Origin of the sequence: Sporocytophaga myxococcoides (assembly GCF_000775915.1) — a bacterium.
In the GTDB taxonomy this organism is placed as follows: domain Bacteria; phylum Bacteroidota; class Bacteroidia; order Cytophagales; family Cytophagaceae; genus Sporocytophaga; species Sporocytophaga myxococcoides_A.
Window position 1 is genome coordinate 59,175 of record NZ_BBLT01000007.1, and the last position, 20,288, is coordinate 79,462.

Sequence of the window (20,288 nt, forward strand, 5' to 3'; positions counted from 1 at the left end):
GTTGACGAACTCAGCATATCCCTTTTTTATAGCTAAAATTTTTAGATCTTATTCATCCAGCTTGACCAGAATTGTTGTTCCGAAATAGTCATTTCCTGTATCTTCCACTACTTTCCATCCCATCTTTTTTAAATCTTTTTTCAGGTATCTGTTTAGCAAACCATGAGCAGTAAGCACAACTTTAGCGTTTTCATTACTTGCTTCATCAAGAATTGCTGCTCCTTTTTTAGCTCTGTCTTTGGCTTGAGAAAAGCTTTCAATGTTCTTTGGTTTGCTGATACCGAGCATCCATTTAATTCGGGCTGTTGTCTTCCATCTTTTTATTGAATATTTTTTCTTAGAATCAGACTCTTTAATTGTGTTTTCAAATTCTCTGAAATATGGGGAAACAGTAATTGCTCTTTCGGTTCCGAATAAGTAATGAGCAGTGCTTAGTGCCCTGTTTAACGGACTGGAAAATATTTCTACCTCTTCATTTGCTCCAAGTTCAAAAAAAGGTTTTTCCGGAACTATAATACAAACGCTGTCATAGCATTTTAAAAATTGATTAGCTTCAGTGCAAGTATACTGACCTGTTTTTACCATATCAGGTTCGCCATGCCTGATAATTGCAATCTGGCGTAATTTACTATAATCCTTAACTAGATTATCGTCCTCTTGAATAAACCTCAGACTTTGGCACATAGGTTTTCCATTCGCTTTAATGACAGGTGCAGTCTTACTTAAAGCATCATATTTCTTTTCTATTCTTTCAATAGTTGATTTTGGGGAGTCATTTTTCCCTTTTGATTTACTAAAGCCTGGCGCTATCAATAATGCGAGAGAGAAGAAGATAGTGTGTATTTTCATTTCTTCTAAACCAGTAAGATTTATGTTAAGTTTCAGTCTGCTTAAATCTTTGAGGATATCTTTAATTTAGGTGAGGTGAACTTTTTAGGGTATTTCTGAAACCTTTTAAAACAAGCAAACTGTTTTTTTGAAAATACAAAAACTCACCATCTATAATTGATAGTGAGTTTTGCGGTTTGCAGCGTCTTTCTATTTTTCCAGAATTACCTTAAGTTTTTGAAGGCCTTTATCGAGTTGTGTTCCAAGAGTACCGGATATCATCAGGTTCATAAAGTTGAACGGATACTTGCTTTTGCCAGTCATTCCCCATTTAACCTTGGTTGCTTCATTACCTTCAGATTCTGTGACAAGGTAAGCATATGCAGTACTTTCAAATGGTTTAATAAATCTGAGTTCCAGGTCTACCTTTTCTCCTTCACTTATATTTTTAATTTCCTGTTCACCTTTACCTGCCTTTTCTCCATCCCATGCAAAGACAAATCCAACGTTAGCATCAGTACCTCTATACTCTTTATTCATTCTGGGGTCCATCATTACCCACTCATTGAAATAATTCTGGTTTTTAACGTGTTTGATATATTCAAATACCTGCGCTTTGGGTTTGTTGATTGTTACCTCTCTCTCAATAGCATATTCCTTTGGTACGAAGATAGCAGTAATCAGTAAAAGCGCTATTAGACCTAAAATACCCAGCAAAATGAATCCTAAAATTTTCATATTTTTTAAATGTTTTGGTTATTGATGTTACAAATATCAGTGCTTTCTTTAAATTATTTAGATTAGGAAAACGACAATCCTGAGGGGGATTTCTGACAATTGATTTTAATAAGTATATTGGAATAAAGTTTTTGAAATCAAACAATTTTCCTAAAATGGAACTAATTCCGAACCTATATACAATTGAATAGAAATGATAGAACCTGGAAAATACAAACATTATAAAGGTAAATATTATAAAGTTATTGGCGTTGCCAAACATAGTGAAACCATGGAGGATATGGTTTATTATCAATGTTTATATGGGGATTTTGGTTTTTGGGTGAGGCCATTGAAGATGTTTAAAGAAACCATTACAGTTGAAGGAGAGTTAGTTCCAAGGTTTAAGTTTATTGAAAAAATTGATTGAATTTTTTCTATTTTTTTTGGGATAAAAATGCATTTTATACGTATTGTAGGCAGATTATTTTAAACAATTAGATTAAAATTGAGTTATTTCCGTCAATAGTTTTAAATTTTAATCGTTGGTTATTTGATAGAATAATTTAAATGGATCATTATATGGAAAATTATCATGTCAAAATTTTTAAGTCCAGCAAGCGGATTGGTATTAAAGAAGTTACGGCAGCTTCCATAGACCAGGCAGAAGCTTTTCTGTTAAAAAAGCTGAAAGAAACTTTTTGCAGAGAAGATAATTTGAAAAATCTCATTCAGGTGATTCACCTGGTAAAAGAAGATTTTGAACGGCAAATAAAAGTAGAAATTCCCGGTAAAGAAAAACTAACTATGACTATATGGAAAGGCTAAAAGCCTTTCTTTTTTTTGTTTTATACTCTTTGTGTTTTTGATAAGCTTCTAATACAGATTTTTTAAATTATAATTAAGTATTGATATTCAGGTAAATGGTTTGTCTATTGAGGATTTAGATCTTCTTTTCTAACAGATATTATTATTTTTAGTAGTAGTACGTAAAATATTTTTAAGTAAAAATACGTATTTGTGTTTTTGTTTTTTATATTTGAAAAACAAAATGCAAAAACGATATGCAGATTTCTAAGGCGACCAAAATTGAGCTATTAAACTTTAAATGTGTCCCTATGAAGGCTTTTCATGCTTCATGGCTTACATTTTTTATATGTTTTTTCGCATGGTTTGGTCTTGCGCCATTGATGCCAGAGATAAAAAATGAACTTAATCTGTCTAAAGCACAAATCGCAAATATTTCAATAGCTGCTGTGTCCATGACCGTTTTTGCCCGATTGCTGATAGGGTGGTTGTGTGATAAGATAGGACCCAGATGGTGCTACGTAATTTTACTTAGTGTTGGGGCGCTTCCGGTAATGATGATAGGATTCGTTAATAGTTATGAGTCCTTCCTGATCGGGAGATTGTTTATCGGACTGATAGGAGCCTCTTTTGTAATTACCCAGTATCATACTTCTGTGATGTTTGCCCCGAACATAGTCGGGACTGCTAATGCTACTGCTGCAGGCTGGGGAAACCTGGGTGGTGGTGTAACCCAAGTGGCAATGCCTGCAATCTTTGCAGGTGTTGTATCGCTGGGTTTTACCGCTTCTGAAGCATGGAGGATAGCAATGATTTTTCCTGGACTTGCATTATTGCTGATGGCTTACGTGTATTACAAATATACACAGGATACTACTGAAGGAAATGTCCTGGAGTTAAGAAAGAAGAACCCTGAATTCAAAGCTAAAAATCCCGATATCAAAGGAAGTTTCTGGATGGCTTTTAAAGAATATAGAGTATGGATTCTTGGGCTGGTTTATGGAGCTTGCTTCGGAATAGAATTAACTATGGATGGAATTGCCGCCATTTATTTTACAGAAGAGTTTAACACTCCATTAATGATTGCTGGTATCATAGCTGCGTCATTTGGAATGATGAATCTTTTCGCTAGAGCTCTGGGCGGTATTTATTCAGATAAGATTAGTCAGAAATTTGGTCTGAAAGGAAGGGTTATATTACTAAGTGCTTTTCTTTTCCTGGAAGGAATTGGAATTATATTGTTTTCTGAAATGAACCTCCTTCCATTGGCTATCCTTACTTTGATTTTGTTTGCTTTGTTTGTTAAAATGTCTAATGGAGTCACTTATTCGATCGTGCCCTTTGTGAATAAAAAGGCTTTGGGTAGTGTGGCTGGTATCGTTGGGGCAGGAGGAAATATTGGCGCCGTTTTAGCGAACTCCGTTTTTACTGTTCACTCATATCGTTACGGTTTATTTATTATAGGGACTGTTGTTTGTGGTATTTCAGTATTGGCTCTTTTCTTAAAATTCCCTAATGAAGTATCTTCAGATCTTCTTGTCAATATAGGAGAAGCAAAAGAAAATGAAAAAGTCAGAGAATTAACTCGGATTTAGTAGAAGTATTTATAATAAGCTGTTAGGTTAAAGTAAGGAATCAGCACATGATAACTATTCATCATGTCTGATTCCTGAAATATTTTATTAACTTTTATTTTTCTTAACAAGAGTTCCTTCCGGATCGAAATATACATCATATTCCTGCTCTCCTTGTTTTACCTCAATTTTATATAAAGTCTTACCTTGAGGTTTCTCTTTCTTTTCCACGTCTTTAACAGTCCACGATTTATATTCTGATTTGTTAAGACCGTTTCTTACTTTTTCTGGAAGGTCTTTTTCTGTAAGATCTACTTCAGTTGATATCCAATTACCCGAATTGTCAAGTTTTACTTCATAGTCTTGTCCATCCTTGGTAAATTCTGCCTTGTAGTTGTTGTCCTTCTTTTCCCACTCGATATCGCCAGACTTAAGATCGGGATATTTTTGTGTCAAAGCTGAAGACACTTTACTTGGTACACTTTTAGAATCTACAACATCCTGGGCCTTCATTGTATACCCTGCCACCACTAATCCAATCATTAAAAGCACCTTTTTCATGTTCGTTCTTTTTGTTTTATCTAAGCTTCCCAAAAAGCCTCGAAAAAATAACCTGTGATTTTAAGGAAGTGTTTGAGGGAGGTTGTAAGATGTTGAAAGTTAAAATAATAGTATCTAAGGTTTTTTATTTAACCATTTCAGAAATGTCTGGAATCATGCTGACATAGGGTTGTCAGTCCCCTTGATTAATTTTGCATTGATTTCATATAATAAATACATGAATGGAAACATTGGATTTGACAAAAGCATATAAAACTTATTTTACGGCAAAAGCTAAGCCTGAATTGATAGACATTGAACCTGCTCAGTTTTTATCTATTACAGGAATAGGAGATCCTTCACAAAAAGCTTTTTCAGAAAAGATTCAGGCACTGTATTCAACAGCCTATACTCTGAAATTCACTTTCAAAGCTATGCAAAAGGATTTTAAAGTATCAAAGTTGGAAGGACAATGGTGGTTTGACGAAAATAAGTATAGAGTACTTTCCATGACCGAAACATCCATAAATGTTCCCCGGGATGCATGGGAATATCGATTGCTGATTAGAATGCCTGATTTTATTACAGAAGACGATGTTCGCACTGCAACCAGTTCTGTAGTTTCAAAAAAAGAAATTTTATTGGCAAAGAATGTAGAACTTTTTAGAATGACGGAAGGGAAATGTGTACAAATGCTGCATATAGGACCCTTTTCAAAAGAAGTGGAAACTCTTAAACAAATGGAAATTTTTATGAATGAAAATAATCTGGGCAAAAATGGATTGCATCATGAGATCTATCTTTCTGATTTCAGAAAAACGAGTGAGGATAAATTAAAGACAATTTTAAGGGAACCTGTGAAATTTGCATAAAATGGAGACACCCTTTTTCAAAGGTCCAGGTTATAAAAAGTCATTATAGAATTTAGAATTTGTATAGAGCTGAATATAGTCGTAGTATTTTTATTCAGCTCTTTATGAGATTGATTTTATTTATATATTATACACCTCCTTTTCAAAGCTCCATGATATCTTCATTCCAAAGCTCAGGTTTTTCTTTAATAAAATCTTCCATCATCTTTTTACATTCTGCAAGATCAAGATCTACCACTTCTACACCATGTTCTTCCATAAATGCTCTTGCACCACTGAATGTTCTGGATTCTCCAACAATTACTTTAGGTATTTTAAATTGGACAATAGTGCCAGCGCACATATAACAAGGCATAAGTGTAGAATAAATTACTGTGTTTCTGTAACTGCCTATTCTTCCGGCATTGTTAAGGCAGTCCATTTCTCCATGCAAGATAGGATTGTTTTCTTGGACACGTTTGTTATGACCGTGTGACACAACCTTTCCGTCTTTTACCAATACAGAACCAATGGGGATTCCACCTTCCTTCAGTCCTTTTCTGGCTTCGCTTATAGCCAGTTTCATAAATTCATCCATAGTATCTTGATAATGATTATTAATTGAATAAAAATATTTTATAAGTTAAACAAAGCGGATAATGTTCACTAATATTTAGCTGATTTCTTAAATAAAATATTCAATTTATTAATACTTTTAAAGTATTTTATAAAAAGGTTATATTGCTTGAAAACTTAAAATTAATAAATGGAACTCAATCATAAACAAGCCAAAGAAATTTTAAACGCTATTATTTTTGAACTTGAGAAAAGAGGGAAATATGCAGTAGTTGCGATTGCAGATGCTCACGGCGAACTGCTGGCTTTTGAAAAAATGGATAATACCAAACTCCCGTCCATCGCAAATGCTATTAATAAAGCCTATACAGCTGCACGCACACAGAAAAATACATCGGAGATAGGTAAGGCTCTTAAAGATCCCGTTAAAGGATATGACATAGCTTTTTATGGAGATCCTAAAATCTGCGGCTGGGGTGGAGGGGTGCCTGTTATTGCAAATGGTAAAGTCATTGGCGCTGCTGCAGTAAGTGGCCTTTCACAGGAAGAAGATGAAGATATCGCAATGATAGGGGTAGGGCATTTGACAGTGAAATAACATATAAATATTGCGGATAGAGAGTTTATAGTTTAGGGTAGTTATATTATGATGACTATATTTATTTATCCGTTATTTTACTTCAATTAATAGCATATATTCTTTTGGATAAATGGCAAATTAGGGGAGTTAAGGGAATATTATTAAGTAGTATTGTTTTAAGCAATCCACTGGTATTCCCATGTTTCTTTTTTGTATAGATTGATTCCTTTTGCGCATTGCTAATTCAGGAATTGCAATGTCGTTTTTTATTTTTGGAAAGTTATTGCTGTCCATCTAATTTATCAAATGTTTAACAAAAGTCTCTTTCAGGAGAAAAGCAATAAAAGAGTGATCTTAAGTACCTTTGAATTTGAGAATGATTTATATGAGATAAAGAAAATAACCTTTATTCTATTTCATTTATATTGAATTCAAGAACAAATGTTGTTCCATGTCCCCACTCACTTTCACAAGTAATACTTCCTTTGAGTTGTTCTACCAATAGTTTTACTATAGATAATCCTAGTCCGCTGGAGCTCTCGCCAGCTGTAGGTTTTGCAGATAGCTTTTTAAATTTTTCAAACAAATGTTGTTTGTCCAGTTCTGTCATTCCCTGGCCTTCATCTTTTATAGATATAATAATTTTATCAGGTTTGCTGGTTACATTAACATAAATATTTTTGTCATTGTAAGAAAACTTAACTGCATTTGAAATTAGGTTGTCCAAGATACGCCTTAAAAACTCGGGATCTGTGCTGAGTTCAGAATGTTTTGATTCATAGTTCAAATGAATCTTTATATTTTTCTTCTCTGCAACAGTCTGGCAAATTTTTAATTCTATTTCAAGGAATTTTTGAAGGTCAATAATCTCTTCTTGTTTGTTTATTTTCTGCTGTTCAATGGCGCTAATGTCCAAAATCTCTTTTACCAGGTTAAGTCCCTTTTTTGATACTGCTTTTATATTATCTATAAATACCTTTTGGTCGCCTTCAAGTGGAGCAATCATTTCAATTACCTGAGCCATTCCCTGAATTTGTTGAAATGGAGATTTTAAATCATGTGATACAATATTGATAAGTCCGTTTTTTTCCTGGTTTATTTCTTCCAGTCTGTTGTTCTTGAATTGGATCTCTTCATTTTGAGATAAAATCAAAGCATTTTGCTCTAAAAGGTGATCATTGGCTGCTTTAAATTCCTCATTGTTTTCAGCAAGTCTTTGGTTAGTGAAATAGATTTCACTGATATCCTCAAACATCCATAATCTTCCTTTCTTTCGTTCTGTAATGATAGGTTTGCTTGAAACTTTATAAACACTGTTCTTAAACTTCCAAAGCCAGTTATTGATTTCTTTTTCCGGATCTTTAAATAGTTCGGTGGCAATAGAAGTTATTTCACTTTCGTTAATGGCATTTTCTCTGAACATTCGCATATATTCAGAAATTACAATAGGTGATAAGATTTCATTTTCAGAATAAATTCCTAAAATCTCTTTTCCCTTTGAATTTATCCAGGCATTGTTATCTGTTTCATCCACAAATATCAAAGCCTGAGAAACCGAATGAAAAACTGCATTAAACTTAATTCTCAATTCTTCAAGAGAAAATATCATATAATTAAGCTTCAATACTTCTTTTAGCCTTGTTATACATACATTAAAGAAGTAATCCATCCCTTCTGAAAGCTGAAAATAAGAATTCCAGGCAAGTACGATTGATGCTTTAATATGAATTTCGTCTAAAGGTATATGAATAACTGCTGTATTATCTTTAAGAAAATGAGACTTTCCTACTTTCACTTTTTCATGGTAAGAGTATTGATTTTTAATGTCAGGATCATTCAGAAAAGATGTCTCAGTGAATGTTCCTTCCAGATGAGGTTGATTGGAATAAGTAATTCTTTCAGAAATTTCATCTTCCTTTATTATAAAGAATATGTCATCACATTTTGTAAGGTCTTTCATTCTGAGCAATAAATTGCGTCTGAATGCATGTACATTCTGAAAGTCATAAACTGTTTTAATCTGGATGAGAAAATCAAGAGCTTGTTCTTTCCAGTATAGTAGATCTTCCAACGATATAATCAATTTTACTTTATAAAAATGTCTTTATAGCTTGAATGACCTCCTCAGGAGCACTGATATGAGGAAAGTGCCCATCTGCATTGATCACAAATAGAACGCTATCTTTGATGTTTTTATTTAAATACTTGCCAACCTCAACGGGTACTGCAATATCTTTTATCGACTGAATAATGAGCGACTTTTTATTGAATTTAATCAAATCTTTCCGGTGGTCCGATTCAAAAATTGCTTTACATACTGTATATGCTACATCAGGTCTTAAAGACGCTAATGAATTGGCAAATTCAATTGCAAGCTCAGGTTTTTCAGGATTGCCCATAAAGGTAGGAGCAAATCCACTTACCCATGCATGATAATTTGTCTGCATTTTATTGTATAAATCTTTCAGATCTGATTGCTCAAATCCTCCAATATATTCAGTGTCATTAAGGTATCTTGGGGAAGCATTAATAAAGACATGTTTGCTGAAAAGTTCAGGAGCTTTTATGGAGGCAAGCATACCTGTAATTCCGCTGACTGAATGTCCGATAAAAGTCGCATCTTTTATCTGAAGATTTTCAGCGAGGTCTATAATGTCATCAGCGTAACTTTGGAGTTGCGAATATTTATTATTGCTATAAGCAATCGGAGGAGATTTCCCAGCACCAACATTGTCAAACGTTATTATTTTATATTGTTCTGAAAATGCCTTTGTTACTAATCTCCAATATGTCTGGTCAGTACCAAATCCATGACCGAATACAAGTGTTTCTTCTGAATTCTGATTTCCAGCCACAGTGACAATATTTTTTTCTATAGGATTCATGTTCAATGACTAATACTTCCCTCATAGCGATTTAACAATCTTACTTCGTTCTAGTTCCGCTCAAAAATGATTTTGAAATTTAATGATAGAGGAAAGAGAATGGTTGAGGAAATTTTTTCTACCTTTTGTAGCATTTTTACGATTGTAATTTTGAAAGGTTAAAGTAGATTACGAGAGGTATATAGTAGTATAATTCGCATCAATTTGTTGGAATAGATTTAAAATAATACTTTAACTTTGATTTTAGTTTTTTTAAAAAATGATTGTATACGGTATTAAAAGCTGCGACACGGTAAAGAAAAGTACGGAATGGCTTAAAGGACACAAACTTCAGTTTGAATTTCATGATTATAAGTCCAAAGGAATAAGTAAAGAAAAGCTCAGGGAATGGACAAGTCAGGTTTCTTGGGAGGTTTTGGTAAATAAAAAAGGAACAACTTGGAGGAATCTTGATGAGTCGGTTAAAAATAAGATCGTAGACGTAGAAAGTGCAGTGGAATTAATGAAAGAACATACAAGTCTTATTAAAAGGCCTGTAATAGAAGATAATGGACAGATAATTGTCGTCGGGTTTAATGAAAAGGAATATGCTGAGAAACTCAGTTAAGAGCTGCTCAGCAGTTTGTTTATAGATTTTCTTTCAGATATTTTCTGTCGAGTAACTCATACTCCTCAGGCAGGAACTTCAGAAGGAAAGATGTGTAATAATTATATGTCTTATGCTGATATACCATAGGTTCTTTTTTGTAAAGTTCTTTATTTACAAAATGCCCATTGGAAGCCCTTGGGTAAATAGCCATCAGGGAATCGTTTTGAAGGATGGTTGAATCTTTAAGAATCTTCGGATATACTGCTTTGAAAATTTCAATTCTATTGCCAAGTTTATAATAATTTATGTCTTCAACAAACGGAGGCATGGTTACAGTGCCAACTTCATTTGATATCTGTTTTGCTACAGATGTACTAAGTCTTCTGACAGTATTTGCCAGGTTTTTATCAAATAATAAAAAAGCACCATCTTTAAATTTTTCAGCTAAACTCGCATCGTCAAACAGTAAGGACATTACACCTTGCGAAAACGAACTACTTTCTTTGTAACTCATTGGGAGTAATGGTACTAAGTCGGCGGGATTAACAAAGTTGAAACTTATGTTTGTTTTACAGAATCTCTCATTGTATTCATCTGTGAATGCCTTATTTCCTATCATTGGTGCAGCAAAGGCATAACACTTAAAGGAGTTCTTAGATGACAGTTTATTTTCAGGAAGGTTATTTATATAAGCGAGAAGCATATTAGCTAGTGCTCCTCCCTGACTATGGCCAGTAATCAGGAAATTGAAAATGCCTTCTTCATTTAAGTTTTTAATGTTTACCAATAAATCCTTCTCAAGAAATGCCATAGCAAGGGCATATCCTGCATGCACAGCGGCGTGATTATCTTTAGCAAAAGTATATTTAAATTTATCCTCCTGTATTTTTATTGTCCCTTTTGCTGGAATCATTGCTGAATAAATATTCTCCATCCAGCTTATTTTTTTTGCAGTTGATCCTCGAAGATTAATGACGGCAACATCTTTTTTTCTATAGATTTGAAATAAGTTATCCATTCCTAATACATCTGAGGTATAAGTTTTTATATATCCTTCAGGAATTATAGTTGTGTCCGTGCCAAATAATTCAGTAAAACTAAAACTATTACATAAAGCAATCATATCACGGGCTTCAGCTTTATTGAATTCCTTATCGGGCTGGGCTAATAGCAACGAGCTTAGAAAAAACAGTATAAGACCTGGTAATGCTGATTTATTCATAAATCTGAAGTATGTATATAAGTCTTCTAAATTAGTTTTTTTTGAAAAAAAAATATAGTTAATTTTAATGATATTTTTTGTAATGAAATCAAGAAATAAATTTTATTCTAATGGGATTCTAATTGTATTTTCATACATTTTTAATTATTGTAAATGATATTGCAAGAAGTGTTTTTGTTAAATTTTAACAGATAAAGCCAGACTTAACGTTATATAAAAAAATAGAAGTCAATTTGTTCTTCTATAATAAGTTACTTGAAAACTAAAAGGGTATTAATTAATAAAAAGTAGAATAATGAATTTTTTTAAAACCGATTCAAAACGAGCTATAGAAGCTATATCAGAAGCACAGAAAATAGCATTTGCACCAGTTATTTTTCAGGCAGTCAGATGTTTAAGAGAGTTAGGGATTCTGGAATATGTTTCGAAAAAAGGCCAGGCTGGAGCCAAGCTCGAAGACATTGCAGCCGATCTGGATTTATCGGTTTATGGTGCAAGAGTATTGTTGGAAGCAGGATTAGGTATAGGAGTTTTGTATCAGAAAGAAGATGATTCTTATATAATTACCAAAGTTGGGCATTTTATTCTTTATGATGAAATTACAAATGTAAATTTTAATTTTATACAGGACGTTTGCTACCAGGGATTAAATGAATTAAAAGATTCAATTAAAAACGGGAAGCCTGAAGGATTAAAGGTTTTTGGAAACTGGCCAACAATATATGAGGGACTTTCAAAATTGCCCTCTAAGGCGAAAACGAGCTGGTTTGAGTTTGATCATTATTATTCAGATCAGGCATTTGATACTGTTTTGCCATACATTTTTAAACATAAGCCTGCTCATATTTATGATATAGGGGGCAACACAGGTAAGTTTTCGTTAAAATGTGTGAAGTACGACAAAGATGTCAAGATGACCATTATAGATTTGCCGGGACAGCTGGCAATGGCGCAGGAGAATATTACAAAGGAGGGATATTCCGATAGAATAAAAGGGCATCATGTAAATTTATTGGATGCATCTCAAAGCTTACCTAAAGGAGCAGATGCGGTTTGGATGAGTCAATTCCTTGATTGCTTTTCGGAAGAAGAAATTATTTCTATTCTAAAAAGGTGCGTAGATGCGATTGATGATAATGGTGCGGTTTACATTCTTGAGACCTATTGGGATAGACAAAAATTTGAGGCATCAGCATTCAGTCTTCAGATGACTTCTTTGTATTTTACTGCGATGGCTAATGGAAATAGTCAGATGTACCATTCCAAAAACCTGATTCAATGTGTTCATGCTGCTGGGTTATATGTAGAAGAGGATATTGACAATATCGGAGTAAGCCATACATTGTTCAGATGTAAAAAAAGAAAATAATGATTCTGCATAAACTTAAGCAGTTTGTCTTTTTCTAATAATATCCTTCCAATTCCCTTCCATATGGGGAATTATAATGTTAAATTTGCTTAAAATGTAATTTTTGGAAACCTGAATCTCTTTTTTTGGTTTCTAAAAATTACATTTTTATTTTAGAATCTTGTTATGGTACACTTACCCCCACTTATTTCAGATTTAGGACTGATACTCGGCGCAGCTGGCCTGATTACTTTAATTTTTAAAAGAATTAAACAACCTCTTGTACTTGGTTACATTATCGCAGGTTTGCTGGTAGGTCAGCATATTTCTATATTCCCCAGCATTACTGACCAGGAAAATATTGAAATCTGGGCAGAAATAGGCGTAATATTCCTGCTTTTTACTCTTGGACTTGAGTTCAGTTTTAAAAAACTAGCTAAGGTAGGAGGAGCTTCTTCTATTACCGCTGCCATGGAAGTAATCGTGATGCTGGCATTGGGATATGGTACTGGAAAACTGCTAGGCTGGTCCAGTATGGATAGTATCTTTCTGGGAGGGATTTTGTCTGTTTCCTCAACAACAATCATTATAAGGGCATTTGAAGAGTTGGATGTAAAGACTCAGCAATTTGCAGTGCTCGTCTTTGGTGTACTAATCGTAGAAGATCTTGTTGCTATTCTCCTACTTGTACTCTTATCAACTCTTGCATTGAGTCAGAATTTTTCCGGAACTGAAATGCTTATCTCGGTATTGAAACTGGCTTTCTTCTTAATTTTATGGTTTATAGGGGGAATTTTTCTTATTCCCACCTTCCTTAAAAAAACCAGAAAATTGATGAATGACGAGACTTTGCTCATCGTTTCAATTGCTCTTTGTCTGATTATGGTGATGTTAGCTACAAAAGTAGGCTTTTCTCCTGCTTTGGGGGCATTTATTATGGGATCTATACTTGCAGAAACTGTCCAGGGCGAAAAAATTGAACATCTGGTAAAGTCCGTAAAAGATCTGTTTGGTGCTATATTCTTTGTTTCTGTGGGTATGCTTATTGATCCTGATATGTTGATTGAGAATATCGGACCTGTTTTATTGATCACTTTTATAACTGTTGCAGGAAAATTATTCAGTACTTCAACAGGTGCTTTGATTTCCGGACAATCGTTAAAAGCTTCGGTTCAAACAGGGATGAGTCTTTCTCAGATTGGTGAATTTTCGTTTATCATTGCTACCTTGGGTGTTACTTTGAAAGTTACAAGTGATTTTCTTTATCCGATAGCCGTTGCAGTGTCAGCAATAACTACCTTTACAACTCCTTACCTGATCCGTTACTCTGCAGGGCTCTATGATATTATAGAAGAAAAATTGCCAGCTGGATGGATTAAAAAACTTAACAAATACAGCTCAACGGCCCAGGTTATTACTACAACCAGTGACTGGAAAATTTACCTACATTCATATATTTACAATATAGTTATACAATCGGTTTGTATCATTTCTATATTCTTTGTCACTGCAAGATACATTTCTCCTTTTGTAAGAAACCATGTCAGCAATGCAATCATTGTTGATTTTATGACCGCTGGGTTTGGTTTGCTGCTTGCTGCACCTTTTTTATGGGCTCTGGTAGGTAGAAGGATTCAGGAAAATGCATATTCCAATTTATGGCATAATGAAAATGTGAGCCGTGGTCCACTTATAGCTCTGAATCTTTTCAGGATCGTGTTAGGCTTGTTTTTTACAGTATTATTGGTGATTCAGTTTATCTCGGACCCATATATATTAATACTTGTAATTGTAATTATTGCTGTTTTGAATAGTCTTTTTACGAAAAGGATTCAAAAGATGTACAACCGTATAGAGAGACGTTTTTTGACAAACCTGAACGAAAAGGAAGAACAAGCTTTGCATAAAGATAAAATCAGACCGGATATAGTGCCATGGGACGCTCACCTTGTGGAGTTAAAAGTTTCCCCCGAATCCCCTTTTGTAGGGCAGAACCTATTTGACCTTGGAATCAGAGAAAAGTTCGGGGTAAACATTGCAATGATAGAAAGAGGAAGAAATACAATTGCTAACCCTGGCAGAGATGAAAAATTGTATCCCGGAGATGAGGTAATGGTAATTGGAACTGATGATCAATTGGCCAAATTAAAGCCGTTTATCGAACTGTCTGAAGAAAACAGGCCGCTTGTTCAAAGGGAAACGATGACACTTCAAAAGGTCACAATCAATTCTAATTCGCCTCTTAAAGGAATTACTATCCGCTCCTCTGGTATGAGAGAAAAAGCTAAAGCCCTTGTTGTAGGTATTGAAAGAGATGGTGAAAGAATTTTGAATCCTGATTCTTCTATGCAATTTATGGAAGAGGACATTGTCTGGATTGTTTGCAATCAGAAAAGACTTCAGGAATTTATTATGCAATTGCAATAACTATTAAATTGGGGGATATTAAAGAAGTTTTCTAATAGATATAAGCGAGATGGAATAGGTATAAGTACCCTAACAGGAAAAAGTTTAATAAAAATAAAAAAGCCTGCATTAATAAGAATGCAGGCTTTTTTTATTATTTATTTTGATTCATTGATTTTTTAATCATATCATCAAAGTATAAAATAGACCAGATGATATTGGTTTTTTCAGAATATGGTACAACGTCATCCAATGTTTCAAAAAGTGATTTAATAAAATCCTGCTTGTTTTTCATCTCTTTTTCAAGATGTGAAATATTGGTTTCGGTTTCGGGTATTGACATTTCGCGGAAAGAAGATCCTGGCTCCGGATTCAGAGAAAGGAATGGTAATATCTCAATCAGATAAGCTAATCTGGACTTGTAAACTTCAATCAAGTCAAGTTTCTGAAGCTTGTTTAATTCATCCTTCGAATAGAATTTCGTTATTTTTATATTAGGTTTTACAAAGCAAAGTGTTGAGTCACTTTTTTGATTTGCATTCACGTTTTGTGTGGCTTGCGAAAAGCCTTGTGTATGCAGTAAGGTGGACAAATAAATTGTACAAGCTGCGGAAAGCTTAACAAGTCTATTATTCATAGGTCAAACTGTTTGTTTACGAAATTTAGAAAAAAAAAGTTTAAAAAAAGAATCTAAATCCTTAAGAATCTAAAAATAATTTTAGATCTTCTTGGATCTGTACTATGTTTTAGACTAAATTAAATATATTTCTGATAAGTTATTATTTGATAAATTACAAAATTTAATACTTGCAACAATTCTAATTGTTTGTCCATTTATAAATAAAAGTAAAAGTGTATCAAAAAAACTACCCTGCAGTTTTGAAGCGTTAGGTAAAATATATCCATAACAAATTTGTTCAGGTATAGACTTTATTTTTCTGATTTTAAAAAAAATGACATTTTAAACTAAAGCATTTAATTCTATGTGCTTTGGTAGGACAAAATTCCATGAAAAAAGGCATTTATTATTTATTGGTACTTATTCTTTTATTCAATATAAAAGCAACGTCTTGTCCTGTATCTATTTCCGGTATTGTCCTGGACGCTGCTACGAAAGAGCCTCTCCTTTATGCAAATATTGAAGTACAGGGTAAATCAAGGGGTACTGTGTCTAATAGCGAAGGACGGTTTTTACTTGACACTGCAGATCTTTTGTCTGACGATACCATAGTTTTTTCATACATAGGTTATGAAACCATCAAAATAAGACTTGAGAACCTGATGAAGTCCGGAGAAGTATTGATGGTTCAGGCTTCAGGTCTTCTTAAAGAGATTCAGGTAGTAGCTCAGAAATTGACTATCGAAGAAATTTTAAAAAAAGTAAAAGAAAATTTTAATAAAAATCATCAGGCATCTATAGATAAAAAACATTTGTTTTTTCACAGCTACGAAAGAACTCCTTTTCATCATAACAATCAGATTGTTTTAAAGAAATCCAACTTTGTGGGTATGGATAAAACTACTTTTAATGAATTGTTTAAAAAGATGCCTTCGGAGGTTGTAGAATATGAAGATATCATAGTGAACCTTTATGGAAACGGAACAACCTATAAGCTCATTCCGGAAAAGGCCATTTCTCTTGAAGACGGAACGCAGAAAACTCTTTTGAAGGAATTTGAAGATAGACTGGATATCTTTTTCAGCGATATAGAGAAAAGCAGGGAAAATGAAGAGATTTACTATAAAATCAGGACAGGAATATTGAGTAAAAAAATTAAGAATAATAGCAGTAATGAATCTACATGGACCACAAACAAAAATGATACACTGAATTATATTGTTAATACAGATCTGGTAAAAAGCGAAATTTTATATCTTCTAAAGGAATATACTTTAGTCGAGAGTAAAAACTGGGAATTTATTAATAGTATAAAAAAATATAATTATACACTGCTTGAAATAACCATTCTCGATGATGAGCCTGTATATAAAATTCAGTTTGTCCCCCACAACCAAGGGTTATTTGAAGGAACTATGTATATTTCTACTTCTTCTTTTGCTGTATTAAAATTGGATTTTGCTTTTGCAAAAGGTAAGAAAAGTGAAAATTTTAAGTTATTGGGTGTCGGTCACTCTATTGATTTTAAGGAGGCACATATTATTTTTCAAAAAGGTAAAACATCTTATTACCCTAAATTTATAAGTGTCAATCAAAATGAGTTTGCATCCATTGACAGAAGTTTTTCCATTACTAAAAAGGAAAAAAGGTTTTTTATAGATAAGGAATTGAATGAAATGAAACTTGATCTAAAAATATCTTTTAATTCAGAAAGCAAATGGGAACTGCTTGTGATGGATGTTGAGGATATTGATGAATCAGGGTTTAATCTTATCATTCAGCCAGCCACCATGAAATTTAAAAAGGAATATGCCTATAATCCGGAAACATGGAAAAATAGGACAATCCTGGTTCCTTCTTCAGAATTGAAGAAATATCAAAATAAGTAGGATTTGAATGATTGAATTTTTTGAGGCTTTATTTGAGTCTTTATTTGGAGAATTAGTATATCAGCTGTTTCGTATTACCGGAGCAAGTTTCAGATTTTTGTTTTTAAGAAAGTATACATTCAGAGAAGTATTAAGCCAGAATTGGAATGGCAGAGTAGGGCTAGTTGTTGTTTTATTAATTGTCGGTTTTATATTTTGGCTTATTAAGTTCCGTTAGCAAATAATTTTACTTGCTTTTCCTTTTTAAATTTATCTACTAAATTTGGAGTCATCTGATGATATGATGAGTGTATCTACACCAATAAAACGTCAAAATCTGGCAGAGGAAGTTGCAAACCTTCTTAAGCAAAAAATCAGTTCCGGCGAATATATGGAAGGGCAAAAGCTACCTTCAGAACCAGAGTTGATGCAGCTGTTTGGTGTAGGTAGGTCTACAATCAGAGAGGCCGTTCGGATATTGGCGAATACAGGAATGGTCAGGGTTCAGCAAGGTGCAGGAACTTTTGTAGAAAGTCATCCTGTTATTGCAGAACCTCTATCGAAAAGGCTTCAAAGAGAAAATGGAAATGATCTGAATGAGGTTCGACAACTATTGGAATTGAAAATTGCTGAAAAAGCAGCTTTGTTTCGGTCCGATGAGGATATGGAAAAGATGAAATACTTTCTTAATCAAAGAAAGGAGGCTGCTTTTTCTAATAATACAGAAATGTGTATCGAAACTGATATTAATTTTCATATAAGCATTGCAGAAGCCTCCCAGAACTTTATTCTGGCTGACCTATACAAAACTTTTGCTACAGAGATGAAAAAATCCTTCCAGGAGTCCTTTGTTAATACAGAATCCTTCTTGGAAACCCAGTCCATGCATGAAGCTCTTCTCCAATCTATTATTGATAAAAATTCACAAAAGGCTTGGTACTGGGCAGCTTGTATCACAGGTCAGTGCAAATAAAAAATTTAATCTTAAACATCAGATGATCTGATTAATTTGAAGTATGAAAAATACAGAAGATTTAGCCGCTTCCAAAGAAGCTGCACAAAGCACTGTGATGGTGATTTTGATAGGAATCAGTTTTTCTCACATGTTAAATGATACCATTCAATCTCTGATTCCTTCTATTTATCCTCTTGTAAAAAACTCCCTTGATCTCAGTTTTGCTCAACTGGGTCTCATTACCCTTACATTTCAGCTTACTTCTTCTGTATTGCAGCCGTTTGTTGGCTATTACACGGATCTTAATCCTAAACCGAATTCACTTGCTGTTGGAATGGGATTCACTCTTATTGGTCTTATTTTATTATCACTTTCTACTACTTATCCTATGATTTTGGCTTCTGTAGGTCTAGTAGGAGTTGGTTCTGCCATATTTCATCCTGAAGCATCAAGGCTGGCTTATATGGCATCAGGAGGCAAGCGGGGTTTCGCTCAATCTCTCTTTCAGGTTGGCGGAAATGCAGGTAGCGCTATCGGTCCTTTATTAGCAGCATCAATAGTTGTTCCTTATGGGCAATCGAAGATCATTTGGTTTTCGCTGATAGCTTTGATTGCAATTATCGTTTTATTTAACCTTGGCATATGGTATAGGAATAATGGCCTTAACAGGATTAAGAAGCATAAAAAAGAGTCTGAAGCCAGGTCTTTGCCGAAATGGACTGTAATTTTTTCACTGGGTATCCTGATTATACTCATTTTCTCTAAATATTTCTATATGGCAAGTATGAGCAGTTATTTTACCTTTTACCTGATAAACAAATTCCAAGTTTCTGTACAGGCAGCTCAAGTATATCTGTTTATATTCCTAGTGTCTGTGGCTGCTGGTACCTTGGTAGGAGGACCAGTTGGGGACAAAATCGGCCGTAAATATGTCATATGGATCTCTATACTTGGGGTTGCTCCTTTTACATTGTTACTTCCTTATGCTAATCTGGAATGGACTGCAGTGTTGATCAGCTGTATCGGGTTTATATTGTCTTCAGCGTTCTCTGCTATTCTTGTATATGCTCAGGAATTGGTGCCTGGTAAGGTGGGCATGATCTCTGGCTTGTTTTTCGGACTTGCATTTGCAATGGGAGGAATAGGTTCAGCTATTCTTGGAAAACTAGCAGATATTACAGGGATAGAATATGTCTTTCATTTGTGTTCATTCCTTCCATTGATTGGTCTTATTACTGCATTTTTGCCTAATCTGGAAAAGAAATAATACTATTTGAGTTAATTTATATTTGAAGTATTTAAATGAAAATCAGGAAAACCATCGCAATTGACATGGACAATGTTATTGCTGACATCGAGTCACACTATATTGATTGGTATGAAAAAGAAAAAGGAATACGAGTTGATAAAAAATCATTAAGCGGCCTACCTGAAACGGAAGCCTTACCTGATAAAACAGCAGTTATGAGATACTTATTCACTCCTGGCTTTTTCCGAACGATACCTGTAATGACAGGAGCAAAGGAGGCTCTACAAATTCTTTCCGGAAATTATGAAATTTTCATTGTTTCTGCAGCAATGCAATTCCCTCAGTCTTTAAGCGAAAAGTATCAATGGCTTGCTGAGCACTTCCCTGATATAACCTGGAAGAATATTGTGTTATGTGGAGATAAATCTGTTATAGGCACCGATTACATGATTGATGATCATACAAAGAACCTGGATTGTTTTAAAGGTAAGCCATTACTTTTTACAGCAAGTCATAATGTTCACGTCAATCATCATGTCAGATTGAAAGACTGGAATGAAGCAACCGTTTATTTCGAAAATGAGCTAAGGAAATAAATGATTATTGAGCCTCAATAAATAGAATTCCTACTCATAGCTAATGAATAGTTGAGTGGGAATTTTTTATTTTAGAAA

Annotated in this window: 20 protein-coding genes; 12 read left to right on the top strand and 8 right to left on the bottom strand. The window is 33.9% G+C overall.

Going from position 1 to position 20,288, the window contains the following annotated elements; all coding sequences use genetic code 11:
• Nucleotides 1-48: 48 nt before the first annotated feature.
• Both MYP_RS16550 and MYP_RS16555 read right to left on the bottom strand, forming a co-directional pair.
• Nucleotides 49-849 carry a histidine phosphatase family protein gene (locus tag MYP_RS16550; protein WP_045465732.1) on the bottom strand — a complete coding sequence of 267 codons (801 nt, stop codon included), beginning with the start codon at nt 847-849 and terminating at the stop codon, nt 49-51.
• A gap of 189 nt (nt 850-1,038) precedes the next feature.
• Nucleotides 1,039-1,566, bottom strand: coding sequence for an SRPBCC family protein (locus tag MYP_RS16555; protein WP_045465734.1), 528 nt, complete (start codon nt 1,564-1,566; stop codon nt 1,039-1,041).
• Nucleotides 1,567-1,759: 193 nt separating this feature from the next.
• Between MYP_RS16555 and MYP_RS16560 the strand changes: the two genes are divergently transcribed.
• The 3 genes from MYP_RS16560 to MYP_RS16570 all read left to right on the top strand — a co-directional run bounded on the left by MYP_RS16560 (nt 1,760) and on the right by MYP_RS16570 (nt 3,947).
• The gene (locus MYP_RS16560) at nt 1,760-1,975 is read left to right on the top strand and encodes a DUF1653 domain-containing protein (protein WP_045465737.1); all 216 of its coding nucleotides are present in this window, start codon (nt 1,760-1,762) and stop codon (nt 1,973-1,975) included.
• Between the two features lie 152 nt (nt 1,976-2,127).
• Nucleotides 2,128-2,373 (top strand): hypothetical protein, encoded by a 246-nt coding sequence (locus MYP_RS16565; RefSeq protein ID WP_156140688.1) that lies wholly within the window; start codon nt 2,128-2,130, stop codon nt 2,371-2,373.
• A gap of 236 nt (nt 2,374-2,609) precedes the next feature.
• The gene (locus MYP_RS16570; RefSeq protein ID WP_045465743.1) at nt 2,610-3,947 is read left to right on the top strand and encodes an MFS transporter; all 1,338 of its coding nucleotides are present in this window, start codon (nt 2,610-2,612) and stop codon (nt 3,945-3,947) included.
• Nucleotides 3,948-4,034: 87 nt separating this feature from the next.
• Here MYP_RS16570 and MYP_RS16575 read toward each other — a convergent pair whose 3' ends face one another.
• A complete protein-coding gene (locus MYP_RS16575; RefSeq protein ID WP_052430286.1) occupies nt 4,035-4,487 on the bottom strand; it encodes a PepSY-like domain-containing protein in 453 nt (150 codons plus the stop codon).
• 221 nt (nt 4,488-4,708) lie between these two features.
• On the opposite strand from MYP_RS16575, the gene MYP_RS16580 reads away from it, so the two are divergent.
• The gene (locus tag MYP_RS16580) at nt 4,709-5,338 is read left to right on the top strand and encodes a GyrI-like domain-containing protein (protein WP_045465746.1); all 630 of its coding nucleotides are present in this window, start codon (nt 4,709-4,711) and stop codon (nt 5,336-5,338) included.
• A gap of 142 nt (nt 5,339-5,480) precedes the next feature.
• Here MYP_RS16580 and MYP_RS16585 read toward each other — a convergent pair whose 3' ends face one another.
• Nucleotides 5,481-5,915 (bottom strand): nucleoside deaminase, encoded by a 435-nt coding sequence (locus tag MYP_RS16585; RefSeq protein ID WP_045465749.1) that lies wholly within the window; start codon nt 5,913-5,915, stop codon nt 5,481-5,483.
• A 168-nt stretch (nt 5,916-6,083) separates the two neighbouring features.
• Here MYP_RS16585 and MYP_RS16590 point away from each other — a divergent pair, with 168 nt between their 5' ends.
• A complete protein-coding gene (locus MYP_RS16590) occupies nt 6,084-6,491 on the top strand; it encodes a GlcG/HbpS family heme-binding protein (RefSeq protein WP_045465752.1) in 408 nt (135 codons plus the stop codon).
• Between the two features lie 388 nt (nt 6,492-6,879).
• Here the strand turns inward: MYP_RS16590 and MYP_RS16595 are convergent, their stop codons facing one another.
• Together MYP_RS16595 and MYP_RS16600 are read right to left on the bottom strand one after the other, a co-directional pair.
• Nucleotides 6,880-8,544 (bottom strand): sensor histidine kinase, encoded by a 1,665-nt coding sequence (locus tag MYP_RS16595; protein WP_045465755.1) that lies wholly within the window; start codon nt 8,542-8,544, stop codon nt 6,880-6,882.
• Between the two features lie 19 nt (nt 8,545-8,563).
• The gene (locus tag MYP_RS16600) at nt 8,564-9,358 is read right to left on the bottom strand and encodes an alpha/beta fold hydrolase (protein WP_045465758.1); all 795 of its coding nucleotides are present in this window, start codon (nt 9,356-9,358) and stop codon (nt 8,564-8,566) included.
• A gap of 259 nt (nt 9,359-9,617) precedes the next feature.
• Between MYP_RS16600 and MYP_RS16605 the strand changes: the two genes are divergently transcribed.
• Nucleotides 9,618-9,965, top strand: coding sequence for an ArsC family reductase (locus MYP_RS16605; protein WP_045465761.1), 348 nt, complete (start codon nt 9,618-9,620; stop codon nt 9,963-9,965).
• A 19-nt stretch (nt 9,966-9,984) separates the two neighbouring features.
• On the opposite strand, the gene MYP_RS16610 is transcribed toward MYP_RS16605, so the two are convergent.
• Complete coding sequence (locus tag MYP_RS16610; protein WP_045465764.1) at nt 9,985-11,169, bottom strand: lipase family protein; 1,185 nt, start codon at nt 11,167-11,169, stop codon at nt 9,985-9,987.
• 295 nt (nt 11,170-11,464) lie between these two features.
• Here MYP_RS16610 and MYP_RS16615 point away from each other — a divergent pair, with 295 nt between their 5' ends.
• The gene (locus MYP_RS16615) at nt 11,465-12,538 is read left to right on the top strand and encodes a methyltransferase (protein ID WP_045465766.1); all 1,074 of its coding nucleotides are present in this window, start codon (nt 11,465-11,467) and stop codon (nt 12,536-12,538) included.
• A gap of 165 nt (nt 12,539-12,703) precedes the next feature.
• Nucleotides 12,704-14,944, top strand: coding sequence for a cation:proton antiporter (locus MYP_RS16620; RefSeq protein WP_045465768.1), 2,241 nt, complete (start codon nt 12,704-12,706; stop codon nt 14,942-14,944).
• A gap of 133 nt (nt 14,945-15,077) precedes the next feature.
• Here the strand turns inward: MYP_RS16620 and MYP_RS16625 are convergent, their stop codons facing one another.
• Nucleotides 15,078-15,560, bottom strand: coding sequence for a hypothetical protein (locus MYP_RS16625; RefSeq protein ID WP_045465771.1), 483 nt, complete (start codon nt 15,558-15,560; stop codon nt 15,078-15,080).
• Nucleotides 15,561-15,931: 371 nt separating this feature from the next.
• Here MYP_RS16625 and MYP_RS16630 point away from each other — a divergent pair, with 371 nt between their 5' ends.
• From MYP_RS16630 to MYP_RS16650, 4 genes are all read left to right on the top strand, one after another.
• Nucleotides 15,932-17,431 (top strand): carboxypeptidase-like regulatory domain-containing protein, encoded by a 1,500-nt coding sequence (locus tag MYP_RS16630; protein ID WP_045465774.1) that lies wholly within the window; start codon nt 15,932-15,934, stop codon nt 17,429-17,431.
• A 262-nt stretch (nt 17,432-17,693) separates the two neighbouring features.
• Nucleotides 17,694-18,383 carry a FadR/GntR family transcriptional regulator gene (locus MYP_RS16640; protein ID WP_231570063.1) on the top strand — a complete coding sequence of 230 codons (690 nt, stop codon included), beginning with the start codon at nt 17,694-17,696 and terminating at the stop codon, nt 18,381-18,383.
• Nucleotides 18,384-18,426: 43 nt separating this feature from the next.
• Nucleotides 18,427-19,632, top strand: coding sequence for an MFS transporter (locus tag MYP_RS16645; protein ID WP_045465780.1), 1,206 nt, complete (start codon nt 18,427-18,429; stop codon nt 19,630-19,632).
• Nucleotides 19,633-19,667: 35 nt separating this feature from the next.
• On the top strand, nt 19,668-20,210 hold the full coding sequence (locus MYP_RS16650) for a 5' nucleotidase, NT5C type (protein ID WP_045465783.1): 543 nt from the start codon (nt 19,668-19,670) through the stop codon (nt 20,208-20,210).
• Nucleotides 20,211-20,288 lie beyond the last annotated feature (78 nt).

Bases quoted from the DNA above. Each gene is read 5' to 3' on its own strand.
- MYP_RS16625 (WP_045465771.1), bottom strand. From the start codon at position 15,560: ATGAATAATAGACTTGTTAAGCTTTCCGCAGCTTGTACAATTTATTTG.
- MYP_RS16570 (WP_045465743.1), top strand. From the start codon at position 2,610: ATGCAGATTTCTAAGGCGACCAAAATTGAGCTATTAAACTTTAAATGT.
- MYP_RS16610 (WP_045465764.1), bottom strand. From the start codon at position 11,169: ATGAATAAATCAGCATTACCAGGTCTTATACTGTTTTTTCTAAGCTCG.
- MYP_RS16575 (WP_052430286.1), bottom strand. From the start codon at position 4,487: ATGAAAAAGGTGCTTTTAATGATTGGATTAGTGGTGGCAGGGTATACA.
- MYP_RS16565 (WP_156140688.1), top strand. From the start codon at position 2,128: ATGGAAAATTATCATGTCAAAATTTTTAAGTCCAGCAAGCGGATTGGT.
- MYP_RS16605 (WP_045465761.1), top strand. From the start codon at position 9,618: ATGATTGTATACGGTATTAAAAGCTGCGACACGGTAAAGAAAAGTACG.
- MYP_RS16645 (WP_045465780.1), top strand. From the start codon at position 18,427: ATGAAAAATACAGAAGATTTAGCCGCTTCCAAAGAAGCTGCACAAAGC.
- MYP_RS16615 (WP_045465766.1), top strand. From the start codon at position 11,465: ATGAATTTTTTTAAAACCGATTCAAAACGAGCTATAGAAGCTATATCA.
- MYP_RS16630 (WP_045465774.1), top strand. From the start codon at position 15,932: ATGAAAAAAGGCATTTATTATTTATTGGTACTTATTCTTTTATTCAAT.
- MYP_RS16550 (WP_045465732.1), bottom strand. From the start codon at position 849: ATGAAAATACACACTATCTTCTTCTCTCTCGCATTATTGATAGCGCCA.
- MYP_RS16590 (WP_045465752.1), top strand. From the start codon at position 6,084: ATGGAACTCAATCATAAACAAGCCAAAGAAATTTTAAACGCTATTATT.
- MYP_RS16600 (WP_045465758.1), bottom strand. From the start codon at position 9,358: ATGAATCCTATAGAAAAAAATATTGTCACTGTGGCTGGAAATCAGAAT.
- MYP_RS16585 (WP_045465749.1), bottom strand. From the start codon at position 5,915: ATGGATGAATTTATGAAACTGGCTATAAGCGAAGCCAGAAAAGGACTG.
- MYP_RS16555 (WP_045465734.1), bottom strand. From the start codon at position 1,566: ATGAAAATTTTAGGATTCATTTTGCTGGGTATTTTAGGTCTAATAGCG.
- MYP_RS16620 (WP_045465768.1), top strand. From the start codon at position 12,704: ATGGTACACTTACCCCCACTTATTTCAGATTTAGGACTGATACTCGGC.
- MYP_RS16560 (WP_045465737.1), top strand. From the start codon at position 1,760: ATGATAGAACCTGGAAAATACAAACATTATAAAGGTAAATATTATAAA.
- MYP_RS16580 (WP_045465746.1), top strand. From the start codon at position 4,709: ATGGAAACATTGGATTTGACAAAAGCATATAAAACTTATTTTACGGCA.
- MYP_RS16650 (WP_045465783.1), top strand. From the start codon at position 19,668: ATGAAAATCAGGAAAACCATCGCAATTGACATGGACAATGTTATTGCT.